Origin of the sequence: Mesorhizobium sp. WSM2240, assembly GCF_040438645.1 — a bacterium.
GTDB lineage: Bacteria > Pseudomonadota > Alphaproteobacteria > Rhizobiales > Rhizobiaceae > Allomesorhizobium.
Window position 1 is genome coordinate 919,404 of the sequence record NZ_CP159253.1, and the last position, 18,734, is coordinate 938,137.

The 18,734-nt window shown below is 60.5% G+C and carries 6 protein-coding genes and 3 pseudogenes; 4 read left to right on the forward strand and 5 right to left on the reverse strand.

From position 1 onward, the window contains the following. Window positions 1-58: 58 nt before the first annotated feature. Window positions 59-2,680 carry a Ulp1 family isopeptidase gene (locus ABVK50_RS04395; protein ID WP_353642675.1) on the reverse strand — a complete coding sequence of 874 codons (2,622 nt, stop codon included), beginning with the start codon at window positions 2,678-2,680 and terminating at the stop codon, window positions 59-61. 1,117 nt (window positions 2,681-3,797) lie between these two features. On the opposite strand from ABVK50_RS04395, the gene ABVK50_RS04400 reads away from it, so the two are divergent. Further along, the gene (locus ABVK50_RS04400; RefSeq protein WP_353647040.1) at window positions 3,798-4,016 is read left to right on the forward strand and encodes a transposase; all 219 of its coding nucleotides are present in this window, start codon (window positions 3,798-3,800) and stop codon (window positions 4,014-4,016) included. A gap of 94 nt (window positions 4,017-4,110) precedes the next feature. On the opposite strand, the pseudogene ABVK50_RS04405 reads toward ABVK50_RS04400, so the two are convergent. The 4 genes and pseudogenes from ABVK50_RS04405 to ABVK50_RS04420 all read right to left on the reverse strand — a co-directional run. Then, a pseudogene (locus ABVK50_RS04405) lies at window positions 4,111-4,485 on the reverse strand (CpaD family pilus assembly lipoprotein); the annotation flags it as partial. Further along, entirely contained in the window at window positions 4,434-4,892 is a 459-nt protein-coding gene (locus ABVK50_RS04410) for a hypothetical protein (RefSeq protein WP_353646073.1), read from the reverse strand. The gene ABVK50_RS04410 and the pseudogene ABVK50_RS04405, both read right to left, overlap by 52 nt. Next, window positions 4,888-5,376, reverse strand: a pseudogene (locus tag ABVK50_RS04415) (EscJ/YscJ/HrcJ family type III secretion inner membrane ring protein); the annotation flags it as partial. The gene ABVK50_RS04410 and the pseudogene ABVK50_RS04415, both read right to left, overlap by 5 nt. Window positions 5,377-5,385: 9 nt before the next feature. After that, window positions 5,386-5,889, reverse strand: coding sequence for a nodulation protein NolB (locus tag ABVK50_RS04420; RefSeq protein WP_353642673.1), 504 nt, complete (start codon window positions 5,887-5,889; stop codon window positions 5,386-5,388). A gap of 148 nt (window positions 5,890-6,037) precedes the next feature. Between ABVK50_RS04420 and ABVK50_RS04425 the strand changes: the two genes are divergently transcribed. The 3 genes and pseudogenes from ABVK50_RS04425 to xopAD all read left to right on the forward strand — a co-directional run bounded on the left by ABVK50_RS04425 (window position 6,038) and on the right by xopAD (window position 18,722). After that, on the forward strand, window positions 6,038-6,733 hold the full coding sequence (locus ABVK50_RS04425; RefSeq protein WP_353642672.1) for a secretin N-terminal domain-containing protein: 696 nt from the start codon (window positions 6,038-6,040) through the stop codon (window positions 6,731-6,733). Window positions 6,734-7,172: 439 nt separating this feature from the next. Then, window positions 7,173-8,732: pseudogene (locus tag ABVK50_RS04430) on the forward strand (HrpF/NolX family T3SS translocon protein); the annotation flags it as partial. A gap of 2,184 nt (window positions 8,733-10,916) precedes the next feature. Next, window positions 10,917-18,722, forward strand: a complete 7,806-nt coding sequence (xopAD, locus tag ABVK50_RS04435) for a XopAD/skwp family type III secretion system effector (RefSeq protein WP_353642671.1) — start codon at window positions 10,917-10,919, stop codon at window positions 18,720-18,722. Window positions 18,723-18,734: the final 12 nt, after the last annotated feature.

Here is an 18,734-nt window from a genome sequence, read left to right on the forward strand (position 1 = left end):
TCTCGCTCGCGGCGACCCCACAATCTGGTGTCGGCGAGAGCCGCTCCAGCGAGCTCCATCAGCCCCAGCGGGGATGAGTCCTCAGTCGCTGCCGGAGTGCCTGGCGATCGCCAACGAGGTCATTGAGGTGCACCTCGTCTGGCCGCTGTCCTTGTTCCAATCCTGCAGCCAGCGCCCGCGTGGCGTCCAGCAAAAAGACGCCGCAATCGTAGCCGTTTCGCTGCTGGGCCATGCCGGGTCGTACCGGACGGCCGGCGTGCAGCCTCGCTGCGAGCTCTGCTGCAATGCTGTTGTGGCATCGGTATGCCCTGAGGGAATCGTAGTGATAGGCGACCGGGTTTGCCCGGTCGCGGCGATCAAGGAGCAGCAGCGACCAATGGTTGCCACGGAGAGTAGGATCCGTAGGATTGGCATCGTTCACTGGCAGGAACAGGAAGTCGGCGGTATCGTTACGATTCTGATCCCGAACGATGTGGCCGAATGTAGCTTCCGCGGCATCTTCGGTGCTTGAGCGCAGCTGATAGGCTACGAGGGGATCGACGAACCGCGTCCGGGCGGCGAGATCCGGATTGATGTTCTGCAACTCCTGCTGCAAGAGCTCGTAATCCGCACTGATATGGCGGTCGTCCAGCCAGCTCTCCGGCCCGAGCTCCAGCCTGTTGCGGCGGTGGGGAGCAGATTGGGCATCGTCACGCAGTGCATCCGGGCCAAACGACCCCAAATCGGAGTCGGACGGCACCTCCACTGGCCGTGCGGACGTCGCGCCGGCACGTCCCAGCCGCTGGGCCTGGTCGACCTCCTGCCAAAAGCGCTCCTGATTAAAGCTTTCCACGTGCGACGGGGCAGGCATCCACGAGGTCGACCCGGTGGGTTCCTCCAACCCCCGCCTGAGCTGGTCCCAAGCCCCCGAGCTCGCAGAGCCTGGTGAGGGAAGCTCGTCAAATGCGCTGGGCTGCCAGTTAGGTTCCTCAGTGTACCGCCTGAGCAAATCCCAAGCCCCCGAGCTCGGCGTGGCTGGCGTTGCTGGAAGCTCGTCAAATGCGCTGGGCTGCCAGTCAGGTTCCTCAGTGTACCGCCTGAGCAAATCCCAAGCCCCCGAGCTCGGCGTGGCTGGCGTTGCTGGAAATTCCTGCCGGGCGCCCTCTCCGGTAAACGAACGCGCGCCCTCGGGCGGAGACAACCCCAGCGCTCTATTCGCCTCGGCGACTTGCAGGTACTTTCGAAGCTCACGCAATCCGCCCGCATACAGTCCTGTGGCTTTGGTGAAGTCCTGGCGATCTGCTTTCAAAGACTGTTGCTGCCGAGCACTGCCGTTGAGTCGGCTCACTAGGCTCCCCCTATCCTCCTTTTGAAGCCAATCACTAAACCTGCGTTGCTTGGAACACATGGTTGAGACGCGGAGTCTCTGTTCGCGGGTCGAGTCGGGTCCAAGGTTGCGGACGGCTTCGCTGTAGAGGCGATCGATAACGAGGGCGTCGTCGAGATAAGGATGCGTTGATTGGCGCCCCATCAGGCGGGGCCCGGGACCGAATGCTTGGAGCCCCTCAGCCCCGAGCCTCCGGAGATGAGACAGTGCCGACTTGAGACGGTCACGATCGTCCCCACCGCCTGCCGTGTAATCCTCGATGTCGGCGGCTAGTGACCTTGGCTCGTTAAAAGCCCTAGTAGTCAAGGGCCCCCTGTTCTCTGCTCGGAGCCAACGAGCAAACCCCCTAAGAACCGCTGAATTGTCCTTGATCGTGGGCATCGGAACCCTTCCGCGACCTCGGCCGGTGGTACCGTCGGGAACAACTTCGTACGCTCGGACTGAGGCCGCGAATTGCCCGATAAGGCGCTCGTCTTCGGGATGCACAGGTTGACGTTTCGCGCCCATCCACGGGGCGGATAAGGGATTTCCGGCGCGGAAGTTCTGGAGTGTGTCCAATGCCCCACCCAAATAATTCCTGCTATTGCTGCTCGCCACCTTCATGAAGTCATCCTTACAGGCTTTCAACAAATCAGCGTCGCCAAGCAGGTCCTCCAGTGTCACGTCTTTGGATTGAAGGAACTCGCTGAACCATCTGAGAACGGTCACGTAGTTATCAACGGTCTTAGGCTTACGTTTCTCGCGGTACAACGCCACCTTGAATTCTTCAATGAGCCCCAGGTCCGCATCGGACGGGCGGCTGCGCTTGGCAAAATCCATGCGAAGCTCTGAATAGACCTCGTCAGACGCCGATTCGCCGGATGCCTTTTCGCGACGACTCCCGCCGAAGGCGTTGCCAACGCCTGACTTGAAACGCGACCACAGTCCACGGCTCTTGCCATCTTTCGTCCGCATCGTAGGCTGCGCTTCTGACGGCGAGGTGTAGCGCGTGCTACTGAACCCCCTGTCATGCAAGCCGGACCGCGATGCCCCTTCAGTCGAGCTATCAAAGCGTGCGCGAGGGAGGTCCACGCTAAAGCGCGCACTGCCGAACCGGTCATCCCGCAGGCTGGACTGCGATGGCATCCGCATCGAACCGCCGATATCAGCGCGCTGGATCGCTTGCGCGTCTGTGGGGCGAGTGTCAGGCGAACCAGACTCTGCGGGGCTCGTATCAGATGAATTGAGTTGCAGCTCGTCCAGCAGGTGCTCAAAGTTCCCTGCAGCTTCAGGCATATTGCCCGATCGTTGCATCAGCCGCTGCTGCTTTCGCATGGCAGTGTACTGATTTATATTGCAACCGTCCCACGGCTTATAATTGGACTCCACATCCCTCTCCCTTGACGAGATAAATCTTTCATGGCCTCGCCTCGAGGCTAGGCTCGCGTGCACGGGCCGCAGAGGCTCCAGCATGGGAAGCCGATCGTTGAGATCGACAACCAGAAAAAAACGCCGTCAAACCTCAGTTGTTGTACGGACCATGCCGAGTCCGCACCTTAACTCACACCCGCTGTCAGCGTTACTGGCCGCGCGCTGGTCCCCTTCGACGCAAGCCAAGCCGAAACTACGGGCGCGGGTCCCTCCTTGCGGTTTGCACACGCCGTCGAAATCAGTCATGCAACCCTCGCGATTCACATTGCGTTCGAGCCATGAGCCGCTTCGACGGCTTTGGATATCCACGCCTCATGCTAAGACCGTCAGCTGTCGAGAAGCTGTCTAGCGTCAAGACGAATTCACAATGAGCCAACGTCGACCGCATTGATTTTCCCCGGAAGCAGCGGCGGCGGCGGCCCGTCGAAGAAAGGCTTGCGGTGGCGGCTCTGCCGAAACAGGCGCGATGTCACGGTCAAGCCGCTTCGCACCTTACGGATCGAGCCTTACCCATCCTGAGTTAGCCGCGGTCAGGAGGTGCCGATCCGATGGCTGATTGGAATCGACGTCCATCGATCTTTCGGCGAGGTGGTGTTTTGGGAGGACGGCAGGCCCCGGCGTGCGGGCCGCATTGATATGACGCGGACTGCCTGAGAGGGATATGCCAAGACCCTGCTGGCCAGTGATGGGGTGGTGGTCGAATCAACCGCCATCAGCACGGCGGTGTCGCGGGTTGTGGCGCCATTCGTTGCGCAAGTGACTGTCGCAGAAGGCGATCGCCCAGGCTCACATAAAGATCAACAAGATGCACGCCGCCACGCTCCCCGGTCTGGAGGCGACGGGATCACTGCCGCAGATCTGGCGGCCGGACGTAGTTGGCCGCTCAACAGTTGCAGAACGACAAGCGAGCAGCCATCCATCGGTAAGTCCGTGAGCTTGAGCGGCTGGCGGAAGACCTGGACCCCGCTCGACCGCGAGATTGCGCAGGACGCCATCGATGATCCCGCGGCCAACAGATTTGATGACGATCGCCAGCGCGATTCTCGCGGTTGCCGCCGGGATTGTGGCGGCGATTGGCGGCGTCAGCCGGTTCAACCGCCTGCAGAATCTGATGGGCTTTTTCGCGCTGAACCCGCGGAGCCGCACATCAGGGTCGCATGAGCAAGGTCGGCCGCGGTCACGCGCGCGCAATGCTGGTCGAGGTGCCACGGCCAGCGGTCAAGACGTCCGATGGCACTAGGTGAGCGAGCACGTACGGGCGGCTTTGCTCCACCGAGCTGCGCCTCCACCAGACTAGATCAACTTCGTGGTGGCACTGCGATTGCAAACGCTCATCATCGAGGCGGCTGTACATCCCGCGTTGCCCCCGCAGGCGCTTCGGGGGCCACCCTGTTGCTGGCTCCATCGCCGCCACTGCCCTTGTTGCCCGCAGCAAAGGTCCCATAGCTGGCAACAGGAAGGGCGGCACGGTCGCCGTTGCTTGGCGGGATCGATCGATTGTCGAGCAAATCGAGCGGATCATTGACCATGGTTGCCAGATTGTTTCTGGTCGAGCAGCCAAGCGTTGGGTCAAATGAATTATCGCTCACTGCAGGCCCGACGATGGAAAGAGCCGGACGGGCAGCAGGATGGGCTTCATAGGAGATCGCCTCTATTGTTACCCCGAAACGGGCGGGCAGATCGAGCGGGCAGGGGGACAGGCGGATGTTACAAAGGGTGTGAGCGTCGGGTCGCCGAGCACGCCGGCGAACGCGATCAGTGCCCTACGCCGCTTCGCGACCGAATTATCGTCGAGCAGCGCGGCAAGCGCGGCTACCATCTCCGCCTTGCGTTCTTTCGCGGCAGCGAGCGCGCCGCGCGTCCAATAGGCGACCGAACTCAGTTCGTGTCGTGCCGACAACTCCACGCCGCCCTCGACATCGCCGTTGCGAAGCCGCGCCAATAGCCTCATCGGCCAGCTCGCCCCGAACAGGCCGGTAAGCTCGAGCACATAATCGCCCTCAACTTCCTCGAGCGCCGCCATAGCTTGCCAGCGCAGCGTCGCTGTCGGTAGGCCGTGATTAACCGGATCGCTTAGCCAACTGTGCCAACGTCGCAGCCGATAACGCCGGATCAAGACGCGCTGCTGACAACCCTTCGATGCTGTCGGCGACGAGCATCTTTATCTTCGGCAGCAGAACCGAGAGAGATTTGCTTTGGCGTCGTGCCTGATAAAAACCGAGGCCGAGGACGGCGTGGCGCCTGCCCGCAAAAGGTCGTTATGCGGCAGAACTACATGAACACGCACCGATAACACTCCATCGATATCGCTGATCGTGCGCGACAGCTCTTCGCTCAGTGCGTACACGTAACGGGCACGCTCCTCAGTTGGCGAGGCAATCAGGCCTGATCCGTCGAATATCTGGCCGAGGTTCTTGAAGGACTGGCGCAGCAACCCCGTTGTCCATCAGAAGGGCGAGCATCTCGTTCGCCTCGCGCTCCTGCAGTTGCGTGTAGAGGTCGACCTTGCAACCACTAAGGGCCACGAGAAGTGGCACGACAAGGCGAAGCGATCGCCGACCAGACCTTCCACGCATGATTTCGACGGCTAAGCCAGTCATGGCCGCGGCTCAGCCTTCCTTTAGAAGCTTATTCACCGATGAGGTGATGCCGCTGACACCTTTGGAAACAAGAGCAATCTGGGTGACGCCGTTGTAAAGATCCCGCAGACCAGCGATCATCGCTTCGAAATCATGCCTCCCTTGCGGAAGGGCCGACATCCCGGTTCCCGCGCCACCTTCGGCAGGTAGCTTCTGCTGCGGCCCAGGGTGGGCACCGCTCAAAAGAACTACCTGATGGTCGGGCGCGGCCGAACTGACGATATTATTCGAGTACATCGAAGAAATCGTCCGCAACACGCGATCGCCCAGGGCGCTCGTCTGCGTAGCCGCGCGTTGAACATCCATCGCCGGAGGAACAGGCACCCTCGGTGGCGCCCAGGCGGCGTCGTTTTTCAGCGGGTCGGACGCATGCGCTAGCGCGCGCTCAAACTGGGCCTGCTCGCTGAACGACGGTGAGCCGGCCCTGGGCAGGTAGTCCGTTGGGGTGGCAGTGATCGACGTGATAGGCATCATAATGCAAGGACTCAATTGCTTCCGCTTGACCGACGTCTAGGCGGCCGAGCTGACGACAATCTGACTAATGGTCTGGCAGTCAGTTAAAAGTCATACTGAGCGACTTAGTCACTTGTGAAAATTTCAGACTTTGGTTTATCAGTGCGAGATGCTGAGAGCTCTCATCCAATCCGTCTCCCTGCACGTTTTGAGACTTCTGTGTGCGGGGTTTTTTCTAGCCACCGGAATCCACGGAACTCTCGGGGTCCCTTTATCGCTCTCCAAGACACCTTACAGGTATACGGTTCTCGATCAGGATCTCTCTACCGCGCTGCAGGAATTCGGCAACAACATGAATATCCGGGTCAATATTAGCGCTGAGGTGAAGGGACGGATTCGCGGGAGCATGCCGGGTTTGCCACCGCGCGAGTTCCTCGACCGCTTGGCCAACCTGTACGGTCTGCAATGGTACTTCGATGGGCTTGTCCTCTACGTGTCATCCGCAAAAGAATCGCAAACTCGCATGCTGGTGTTGACTTCGATTCGCTTCAATGCGCTCAAGGAGGCCCTTGACGAGCTTGAGATCTCCGATAATCGCTACGTCGTGAGACCCGCGCCGGGAGATGGCCTCGTTTTGGTTTCCGGTCCGCCGCGCTTCACCGCGCTCGTGGAGCAGACGTTCAACGGTCTCGTCGCGGAAGCACAGGCGCGCATGCCTGAAACGCCGCCAAGGGAATCGGTCCTAACACTGTTTCGGGGCTCCTCCACCATGGTCGTCCGCAACGGATTTCCTGAAGCCGCTTATTCGTCCGATGTGCCGCAGCAGGATGGTGTTGGCGGGAAGCCAGAGCCACGCCAAAAATGAAATCTGCGGTCGCAGCTTCGGGACAAATCATCACCGCGGCCACGTCAAGTTGTGAATTCTTCTGAACTCGTCAGTTTGCCGAAAGCTCAACCGCCCATGGTGAGGGCCGGCAGCTTCAGCGATATCTCCGGCCATTGTGCTGGATTTGCACTTGGAGCTGGCGCAGACGAGGCAATTTGAAGCAAAGCAGGGGTTTTCGTCCCGGCCGAGTTCGGAACTGTCAAAGCACGTGCACACAAGAGTTTCCTGAGGGGCTCTTGCGCGGATTTTCAACATCACGTTTGAGGATATATTGATGTCGGATTTATTGTCCATTATCGCTAATCGCGTACCGCCCGGACAGCTAGCGAAAGCTTTGATGCCGCCTCAGCAAAGCGCATCGGCCTTCGAAGTAATGCTGGGCAACTGCACGCTCAAACACTTCGGGCTGCTCCCAGGTCCCGTGCCAAGTTCGAGAATCACTTGGAACGGCGGCTTGCTGACACAGGCCGAACTGCAGATCGTGGCGGTGCTGAACCGTCACAAGGACCAAATGCCTCTCAGTTGGCATTCGCTGGCGGACAAAGCCAATGATCCCTCCACACCACCAGATCTGAGAGAGGCGATCGAGGGACTGCAGCGGGCCCCAGAACTTTTCCATGCAATCGGCTCCCAAGGCGATGGCCGCTGTGGCGGTAAGATCACGGCGAAGGATTTATCTGGATTCTCTGGCCATCACTCACAAGTTGCCGCATTTCAGGGCCAGCAGGCGCAAAGCTACGTGCAGAATTACGTCCCATCCGACAGTACTGCAAACACGCAGCCGTCGGTCATGACCCGGAACGATGCATTGCGCGAGCTTTACCGGTATTCCGAAAACCTACCCAAGAACCTGAGTCTGGCTGGTTTTAAGCAGATCGTCGAAGGTGGCGCAAAAACCGGCAAATGTCCGCCGCAGGTCATTGCGGCGGCTCAGTACTTCGTCAACCACTCGAATGAATGGAAGCAGTTTGCATCGGGCTGCACACATGGTTTCAAATTTCCGCTTGCATCGGACGGCACACATGAACTCAAACTTCCGGGCAGCACACATGGATTCAAACTTCCGCTGTGCGGCGATTCGGTCCACAAAGAGGATTTTCTCAAGGCCGCTTCATCGTCGATGAGCCTTACGCAATACGAGCAAAATACACTTAAGACCATCAATAGTAATCAGCGCGCCTTTTTTGGGACCGGTGTCCTGACTCGTGACAAGCTCGCGAGCATGGCAAAAGACGAGAGCCTCAGTCCGAAAGTACGGCAGGCCGCCTCGCAGCTGCTTTCCGATCCTCTGCTGTTCAGTCTACTAAACAATTCGATTACGGGCTATAAAACCCACAACTCGTTTTTCGACTTCGGCGGGGGACACACGGTCGATTCCGGCAACATCAGCAAAAAAGACTTTGCCCGCTTCTACAACGGTATGTCGTCAGCCAACCGCACCGTTCAGCAGCCAAAGACCCATACGCCCGAAACCGCTGGGGAACAGCAAGCCGTCGCGGACATGATGATGGGCCGGGCCGACCAACCTGATATCAAGTCAGCCAAGAAAAACGGCGGGGCCTTCATCCACGCAGTCGACAAAGTGCTCAAAATAGCCGTGCCAGTGCTTGATTGGGCTGCGACGGCTGTCGGCTTATTGAGCTTCGTTCCGGTCCTGGGCCAAGTGGCCGATGCCGTGTCGATGGGGCTTGCGTGCCAGGCGCAAGCGCTAAATCTTGTCCGCACAGCCATTACAGGAGGCAATATGAAGCAGGCGCTCCTAGAAGCTGGTATCAATATCGGAGCGCAGGCGCTCAGCCTTGTCGCGGGCCCCCAGGTCAAGCTTGCAATTCGCAACGGTCTCGTGAAGAAGGCGCTGGAAGAGGCCGCCAGCGCCGGGATCGATCTCCCGATTTCCATGGCGCAAGGCTACGCACAAGATTATTTGCACAACCTGCAAGCACGCGTTGCGGCCGAACCTGTGCAAGTGGCCGGCCTGCCCAGCGACCATGTGGATAACCTGCAACCGCGGCTCGCGGCCGGAGCCGTGCAAGCGGCGGGTCTCCCCAGCGACCATGTGGACAACCTGCAACCGCGCCTCGCGGCCGGAGCCGTGCAGGCGGCGGGTCTCCCCAGCGACCATTTGTACGATCTGGAACCGCGCCTTGCGGCCGGAGCCGTGCAGGCGTTGGGCCTCCGCAGCGACCATTTGTACGATCTGGAACCGCGCCTTGCGGCCGGAGCCGTGCAGGCGTTGGGCCTCCGCAGCGACCATTTGTACGATCTGGAACCGCGCCTTGCGGCCGGAGCCGTGCAGGCGTTGGGCCTCCGCAGCGACCATTTGTACGATCTGGAACCGCGCCTTGCGGCCGGAGCCGTGCAGGCGTTGGGCCTCCCCAGCGACCATATGTACAACTTGGAACCGCGCCTTGCGGCCGGAGCTGTGCAAGCGGCCAGCCTCTCCAGCCAGATGGGCATGCCAATATACCAGAAGGTGGCCTGACAACAAATGTGCGACTTCCTCGCCACGCTTCATCGCTCTATCGATCACCTTGCGAGAAACCTTTGCCTTTCCGCGCGTAGATTGAGCAGGCGTGCCTGCGGTCAGTTCGCAGCAGGCCGGGTCTTAATCCGCTGATTGTTCGGCCTTGACGTCGTCTTCACACTTAGCCTGTGAAAGGTGAGAACGGCTCGAAAAGAACACCCGGAAAAGAGCGGTCATGTTGACCAGTTGGGCGCGGCACCCGGGCGCCAGTGCTTCACCGGCATAGGCTCCACCGGCCCGCAACATGGGCCGGTGGAGCGCGGCGATGCAGCCGCACCATCGGCACGACCGGCCAAGATCAAGATCGCTTAGCTAATTGAGCCGCCGCCGTCGGTTCACGCGCCCGCCAATGAAGAATGTGATTTTTCATGGAATGGGGACTCTGACGCATGTGTGGACGTATATGGACCCCGCCCGATTGCAACAGGTTGGCTGAATCCGGTTGATGGTCACAACTGCTGACGTATATCCGGCTTCCTCATGCGGCTCGATGTTCAGCGCCGCGAGCCTCGATGGGTTTTCGCCCGCTTCCACCTCAACGGCCCCCAGACATCGGCCGAAGCCGTGCCGGTCCACACACCAGGTTCGGGAAGCGACGGGGTGAGCGTTTCGCCATCTCCTGCCATTTGGCTGCAATTGCCGAGGTGGAATCTCCTTCTCGCTCTCCAGGGAGCGTCAGGCTGCTTTCACCGACAGGTCCGGTTGATAGGCCGCATGACCCGAGAGCATTGACCAGACGATCCTCGCATTGAAGCTTCCAGAGGCCATCTCCGCGCGCAGGGCCGATATGGTGCTCGAGGGCGAGGTAGAGATCGACGGCAAGTACGCCGGCGGTCACACCGGTCCGGAGAACAAGGCACGAGCCTGCCAGCCTTCGTCTTTGCCTCGTCAGACCATATTGGTCGTCAAGTGCTATCAGCGTGGCTTGGCCGAGCTTGTCCATAGCGATTTCGCTCACTGCCGCAGCTGGCGACGACATTGATAAGGGCTTCGTAATCCCCGGACGACTGGCGAAATAAGGTGAACGCGATGCGACTCCAGGTTGACCGAGGTCAGGTTTACGTCAGCTGTATATGTTAGATGCCAAGGCGCGCACTGTTATGCAAAAAATGACGATCCGCACTTGCTGGTTGTGGCGGACACGTGTCGTCGTCGGCGCAGCGTCAGGAGCTCCGCTCTGCGGTGTCGAAACAACGCGGTTGAGGCGCCGCGGCGGTCCGTGTGTGCCAAGCTTTGCATCGGCGCATTTTCGCCTAGCATAGGAGACGGATTTTGACGGGAGTTGGCCGGCGTTTGAATGCGCCCAGCGGATCAGGCACGCGCTGGTCCCGTGCTGAATCAGATCATGGCAGTGGAAAAGATGGCTCGACGTTCAGTTCTGTCGTGCAGGGCTTGCGCTCTGACGATCGACAAGGATCGTCCTCCGCTCAAAGGCCACCTTCGGCCGGCGATGTCGGGGGCCGCACGTCGGCCGATCCCTCCGTTATTGCTCGTGACGGCCAGCCCGGAATTCGCGACTTGCCGCATCGGGGCGCGACAAGTCGGGACGAAAGTTCGGCGCGTTCCGGCGCCGAGGGCCGCAGTGCCGATCAGTCCAGGAGTTCACAACAACGTCCTCCTTCGTCGCGCAGGCAATCCGTGTCCGGCCTGGAGCGCCGACCAAAAAGGCGGCGCCTGGATGATGTAGCCCCGCACAGCGTGCAAACTGCAATCTCAGAAGAACAATCCAACGAAGCTCTGCACGCGATTTATTACGCCCATGATATCGTGGGATTCTCACGCGCAGTTGTGGAGCATGACAGACGGCTGCAGGGGGCAAGCGACGAGATCCATGCAGCCTTCGTGCAGAAGGCCGCCGCCCAGTTCAGAAATCAATTTGTCACACGCTTCGAGGACGATATCCGCCGCGGGAAGTCATGGGGCTACGCCACCGCATGCAACGCGGTGAGTCGCACGGCCGGAGGTCAGGAAGGTGTCGAAGCTTGCAAGGCGATGGCAGCTGGGGTGTCGCAGCTTCGTGATGCATTAATGCGCGAAGTCGACCCCAAAGCCCTTTCGCTCTTCGCGGTATCATTTGGTCGGCATCCGCAGTCGAGGACATGCCGCAGTGGAACAATCAGAATCGCCGAATTTTGCCGCGATGAGGGCAGGGCACTTGGGGCGCTGAACAGTCAAAGTCTGTCGTTGCTGGTGAACGGTTTCAGCAAGTGGACGGAGCGGCCAGAAACTCGTGAGGGTACGGAAGCCGTCGCCAATGAGGTCTGTCGTCGCGCCGAACGGCGCTTCCGGCTCTCTGATTTTAAGCAGCAGGAGCTGACGAACCTTGTAAACGGTTTCAGCAAATGGCCGGAACAGGCGGCGTTTCGCGAAGCCGCAGGCGCCATAGCCGGTGAGGTCCTCCGTCGTGACCACCGTGCCCGGCTGTCTGATTCTACTCCGCAGGAGCTGGCGAACCTTGTGAACGGTTTCAGCAAGTGGCCAGAAGAGGAGTGGTCTCGCCAAGCCACCGGAGCGATCGCTGGTGAGGTCGGCCGCCGCGCCGCCCGCGGCGGGTTCGGGCTCTCTGCCTTTAATCACCAGGACCTGGCGAACTTGGTGAACGGTTTTAGCAAATGGCCGGATGGGGCGGTCTATCGCCAAGCCACAGCCAGAATCGCCACAGAACTCTCTCGCCGCGCCGGCGAACAAGGGCTCTTTCATTTTACTCCACAGGAGCTGGCCAACCTAGTGAACGGGTTCGGCAAATGCCCGGACGATGCGGACTATTATCAAGCCACGGTCGCGATCGCCAGTGAGGTCATTCGCCGCCGCACCCGACTCTCTGATTTTAATCACCAGGACTTGGTGAACCTAGTGAACGGTTTCAGCAAGTTGCCACAACAGACGGACTGTCGCGATGCGACACGCGCGATCGCCGGTGAGGTCTTTAGCCGCGCCGACCAGTTCTCTCATCTTACTCAGCAGGCGCTGGCGACATTGGTGAATGGTTTCAGCAAGTGGCCGGAAGAGGCGGCGTCTCGCCAAGTCACAGTCGCGATCGCCGGTGAGGTCAGTCGCCGCGCCGCGCGCGGCGAGTTCGGGCTCTCTGAATTTAATTCCCAGGACTTGGTGCACCTGGTGAACGGTTTTAGCAAATGGCCGGAAGAGGCGGGGTCTCAGCAAGCCACAGTCGCGATAGCCAGCGAGGTCATTCACCGCGTCGACCGGCTCTCTGGGATTGATCCGCAGGGATTGGCAAACCTGGTGAACGGCTTTAGCAAGTGGCCGGAAGCTGCGGCATCTCGCCATGCCACGGGTGCGATCGCCAGCGAGGTCGTTCGCCGCCGCGCCCGACTCGGTGACTTTACTCACCAGCAGCTGGCTAATCTGGTCAATGGTTTCAGCAAGTGGCCGGACGGGGCGGACTGTCGCGATGCAACACGCGTGATCGCCGGTGAGGTCTTTGGCCGCGCCGACCAGTTCTCTCATCTTACTCAGCAGGTGCTGGCGACATTGGTCAACGGGTTCAGCAAGTGGCCGGAAGAGGCGGCGTCTCGCCAAGCCACAGTCGCGATCGCGGGTGAGGTCAGTCGCCGCGCCGCGCGCGGCGAGTTCGGACTCGCTGATTTTAACCGCCAGGACTTGGTGAACCTGGTGAACGGTTTCAGCAAGTGGCCGGAAGAGGCGGGGAATCAGCAGGCCACGGACGCGATTGCGCATGAGGTCGTTCGCCGCCGCGCCCGGCTCTCTGATCTTACTCGCCAGCACCTGGCTAATCTGGTGAACGGTTTCAGCAAGTGGCCGACCGGGGCGGGTTGTCGCGAGGCGACAGTCACAATCGCGGAGGAAATCCGCCAGCGCCAGCTCTCCGATTTTGCTCCGCACGAATTGGCGAACCTGGTCAACGGTTTCAGCAAGTGGCCGCAAGCGGCGGCATCTCGCCAAGCCACCGGCGCGATCGCAAGCGAGGTCCTTCGCGGCGCCCGGATCAAGGACTTTAATCACCAAGACCTGGCTAATTTGGTGAACGGTTTCAGCAAGTGGCGGGAAGCGCCGAACTGTCGCGACGCCGCGGTCGCGATCGCCAACGAAATCTGTGGCCGCCAGCTCTTTGACTGTGCTCCGCAGGGGCTAGCGAACATGGTGAACGGTTTCAGCAAATGGCCGGAAGTGCCGGACTGTCGCGACGCCACGGTCGCAATCGCCGACGAGCTGCTTCGCCACGGCGCCCGGCTCTCTGATTTTACCCACCAGCACTTGGCTAATCTGGTGAATGGTTTCAGCAAATGGCCGGAAGCACCCGACTGTCGCGACGCCACAGTCGCAATCGGACGGGAGGCTCTTAAACGCAACATCCGGCTTTTTACTTCGCAGGGGCTAGCGACCCTGGTGAACGGCTTCAGCAAGTGGCCAGATCAGGCGGAGTCTCAGCAGGGCACAATCGCAATCGCGCATGAGGTCTCTCGCCGCGCCTCCTTGCTCTCTAGGGTTGATCCGCTGGAGCTGGCAAATCTGGTGAATGGTTTCAGCAAATGGCCGGAAGCGCCGGAATGTCGCGAGGCGACGCTTGCGATCGCGGGTGAACTCCTTCGCCGCGGCGCCCGGCTCTCTGATTTTGCCCACCAGCATCTGGCTAATCTGGTGAACGGTTTCAGCAAGTGGCCGGACGCTGAAGACTGTCGCGATGCAACACGCGCGATCGCCGGTGTGGTCTTTCGCCGCGCCAATCTCTCTGATTTTTCCCAGCAAGGACTGGCGAATCTGTTGAACGGCTTCAGCAAGTGGCCGGATGGGGAGGACTGTCGCAAAGCCGCGATCGCAATCGCCGGGGAAGCCCGTGAGCGCCAGCTCTCCGATTTCGCTCCTCTAGTAGTGGCGACTTTGATGAACGGGTTCACCAAGTGGCCGGAAGAGGCGGCGTGCCGGCAGGCCACGATGGACATCGCGCGCGCATTGGGTACTCGAGGGCAACGATTCAGTGTGTTCACCGCGCCTCACCTGAGTATTCTCGCCAATGCTCTGTCGCGAATGATCATGAGGGCAGAGGATAGTGGGGACATTATGGACACCGCTCTGCCGAAGGATCGGTTACACAAGCTCGCCCACTACCTGCACTATGATAATGATCGCCTGGGGCAGGCTGGCGTTCTGCACATCACAACCATTTTCAAGGCGCTGGGTAAGGCGCGGCTGTCTGATGATCTCGGTTTGCTCGCACCGACAGGCTTGAATCGGCTCTCGGAATTGCGTCAAGCTCCTGAATTTACGACCCACAACAACTTGGAAACCATTGGCAATCTGTGTGCAGCTCTGCTGCCGCTGGCGCGCAGCCCGCAGAAGCCGCTGCGCTGGCACCGCACGCAGGCCCTCAACCTGCTCAACGACCTCCAACCCGTGGTCGAGCAGAAGATCGAGGCGCATCTGAACGCAAGCGATGCCGAACGGACCCGTGGACCGGTCGCGAGCCGCTGCCCCGCTTTATCGATCTATCAGACGCTCAAAGCCCGTGCGGTCCTGGAGAGATTGTTCAGGCCACCGTATGTCGAGGGCAAGAGGTCCGATTTGCGGGTGAGGCAGCAAGAGCTGGAGCGCAAGACCAAGCAGATCCTGGACAGCACGCGCGGCCTCATTGAAAGCGACCTTTCCAGCATGAGCTGGAACCTGATCGCGCAGATCGAGGCGGACAGTCCAGTGGATGCGCTGGACTTATTCATGGAGCAGGATGCGGCGGCGATCCAGGCCCAACATCCTGCGTCGGTTTTCGACGTGCATCAGGTCTTGCGAACCATGGATCACGAGCCCAGACCGCCACAGGGTGAGGCGGGACTGATGCAGTTGCCGGTGGTGGACATGCACGGCCGGCAATTGGCCACGGAGCCGGAGAGACGGTATTCGATTTTTCATCGCCTGACCTCGGGAGCTTTGCCGGTCGTCGCGGTGCAGCTACCAGGAACCCCGAGCGCCTTCATGCTGGCGCGTACGGTGAACGTCAACGGTGTGCCATACCGCATGGACCTGTTCGGCGGCAGCAAGCTAAAGCCCCCGCGATTGACCGTGTCTCAGATTGCGGCCCGTGCTCCAGGCGAGCCAGCAAAGCCTTCCGGGGGAAAGCTGCTAGCGATTCCCTATGCCGATACCGCACCGGGCACGGCCTTCGAGCAGCTGTCGCGTGCCTGGGCCCCTTTCAAGGAGGCCTATTATTACACTCAGCGCAGGGGTTTTGCCGCGCCGCCGGCAATCAAGGGCCTGGGGGTTCATGACTACGCGCTGGAGGGCGCCTTCAAACTGTCGCTGCTGCCGGATCGCCCCTCCAACCAGGAGCATCCCTTCAGGCTAACTGGGCCGGCAGGCCCGATCGCCTTGCGACCGCATGACGGCTGCGGCTTCATCAGGGCCTCGCTGGCCGAGCGTATGCCGGCTGTTCGTCGCGCCGGGGAGCAGGAAGGTCCTGACAGGGTGCCTGCCTTTGCTGAGGGACGAAGATCGTCCGTTCCTGCATCGGCGCTGCAACACTATCCGCGCAGCGGGCCGGTGGCGGACGAGGCGCAAGAGAAAGCCATGACCTGGCTCGAGAGCCGACAAGGGCAAGAGCTGTCGGCTGAAGATCTGTTTCGCACCGTGACCGCCGGACATATGGACGGCCCCCTCGCGGTTGCCATACCCTCCAGTGATGAGTGTCTCCATGTGCCGACGCTCAAGAGCGAGACGTTGACGGGGACGAGCGGGGTGCTGATCGGACGCTCGCCCTATGACAAGCCGAACCTGCGCCCATTTGCCGCCGAGCGAGTAAAGTCGGCGGTCGAGGCGGACCCCACCGCTGTGTTTCTCGACAACTGCACGGCCATCCAATACAGCTTCAATGTCGCCCAGAAGTCGGGGACGCAACTGGCGGCCGACGATCCGACCTTTTTTGCCAAAGGCATTCTGATCGTTGTGCCGGATAAGATGTGGCCGGCCGCCTACGCCGACCGTGGGCTGGTGATGTCTGCCGAGGACGTCAAGTGCCATTCGAACTGGACCTCGAGCAAGGACCGCGTCAAGGTGAACACGCCGCTCGAGTGCCTCGGCATCCTGCAGGCGACCGAGGTGTTTGCCCCGGGTTCGCTGGTTGCCGTCCCCACCGGTGAGCAGAAAAAGCTTGACGGCGACTTCGACGGCGACACCGTCGTCATCCTCGGCGACCGGCCGCAGCTTTATGAGCATGTCAGGCAATTCGATCAAGAGGAGCAAGCTCGCGGACTGCGCTCGCTCAAGCCGCCAAAGTCGCATACCCCGGCGATTGAGGACGGTCGCTACAAGTTCGGACGCGCCAGCCAGATCCTCTCCGCCACGCGCAATGTTCTAGAAATCTATACCGGCCTGCAGCGAAACTTTTTGGCTCAATCCCACGAAGGCCGACAGTGGTTTGCCGAGCGTGCCATCTTCGGCACCTACGAAGGTCTTCACCAAGAGCTCAAGCGAGACATCCGAGGCCTGTTGGAGCAGGAACAGGTCAGTGCTGCGGACGTCCAGGACAAACTCGAGAAGGCGCGGCACGAGATCGAGCTGGCAGACCATCCGGTCGCACGCGAGATGGCCGAGTTGCTCCTCGCCGAGCTCGAGGCGTGGGCCGCGAGGCTGGATGAGCAACTCCTGCCCGAACAACTCCTGCCCGAAACCATCGCCGGCGTGAGCGAGGCACCGCTCGCCATGAGCCAAGCGCTCTGCGAGCTGTTCCCGGAACTGGCGGAGACCTATTCGGCAACGGCCAAGCCGCGCGATCGCGTCCAACTCCTCGTCGACCGTTACCCTGCGCGCATCGACCCGCGCCCGGATGGTTACAATCCGCACGACCTCGTGCAAAGTGCAAACAATCTTATGAGTCTCGGTATTAAGGTCGGAACTGACGCCTATAAATCCGACACTGGCGCCCACAGCTTTATGTTCAAGAGCAGGTACCTTGGGCGCCTGCTGCAACAGATACCAGGGTTGAAATCGGTGCCTTACACCAAGAGCATTGCGGCTATCCTCAACCAGGGTCGGTTCGATGTCGAAGCGACATTGCAGGATCTGAAGAACAATCCGACGCTGGCGGCTTCAATCATGCAAGCCTCGATCAAACTTGCTTCGCAGCGAGGCATTCTGCCCGAAACCTCGCGCCGAGGACTTGCTGCCGATGATTCCGCAATGACAATCACATTGACTCGCGAGCAGGCCGCACAGCGCGCCCAAGTGGAGGCTTCCCGCGCCCAAGCCGAAGAGAAGGACATCACCCCGACGGCAATCTCGGTTGCCGAGGCACTCAGGAGAGCCGATATCAAGGTGGAGATGCCCCATCTCGCTCAGCGCTTGAGATCGGAAAGCTCGATGACCGACCAGCTCATCGGCATGGAGGCCTCGTTTGAGGCCGGCGCCCAGCTGATCAGCAACGCTGTACGACACGTCTTCCAACTCCCTGATAGGGATTTTACACATGCCTTCAAGAAAGCCATTCTGGCCTTCGACGAGAGCGGCTATGCCGAGGTCAGCACGACCAACTGGTTCAGGACGCGATCGCCGACCTTCGTCGGCATCAAGACTGTGCTCGCCACGCCGGGCGGCTACCACTTCGAGGTGGAGTTCCACACGGCAGACAGCTACAAGGCCAAGATCGACAATCACGACGCGTACAAGGAGCTGCAGAAGCTGCAGGAGCTGCAGCGAGAGAGCCGTGAGCCCCTGGATAAGTCCATAGCCGAGCAACTCTTGGAGCGCGTGCGACAGGCCTGCAACAAGGTTGTCATCCCCGACGGGGCAATAGGGATTCCCCACTGGGAAGCCGACGCGGATAGCACAGTTGGTGCCAGCCTAGCTCGTCGGTTGCAAGTGGCCCCGCCACGACGCACGGAGCACTCCCCGCTCGCAACAGAGATTCTTGGCGCCCTGGACGCGCGATCGATAGTGCTCGTCGGCATGAAGGGCGCCGGGAAATCCAGTTTGGGCCGTGCACTCGCCAAAAGACTAGGGCTGAGGTTTGTCGATTCCGATAGGGAAATCGAGGCGAAGACCGGCAAGTCCAAAGCTAAGATTGTCGCCGAGGATGGCGAGGCGCATTTCAGCAATCTTGAGGTGAACGAGATCAGGCAGTCGCTCGAACAAGGGCCGGCGGTGCTCGCAACCGGTGGTGAAGCATTCATGAGCGAGGAAGTCCGGCATCATGTTGGCGAGAAGGCGGTCTCGATCTGGCTCAATACCAGCGGGGACGTGATCAGGCGGAACCTGAGACACAAGGGTCCGAAGATGCAAACCGCCGACCAAGACCAGACCATCACAGACCTGATGCACGCGAGCAATCCCATCTATAAGCTTGCCGATCTCACGATTGCCCCGCAGCACCAACGGGATCTCAAGAGCGCGAATGCTTGCCTGACCGCCCTGCACGCCCACCTTTGCGGTGAGGGCAGGCAGGCCCAAACTCGTTTCGACCCCGGGCGGGCGGCACCATGACGGCGCCGCTCG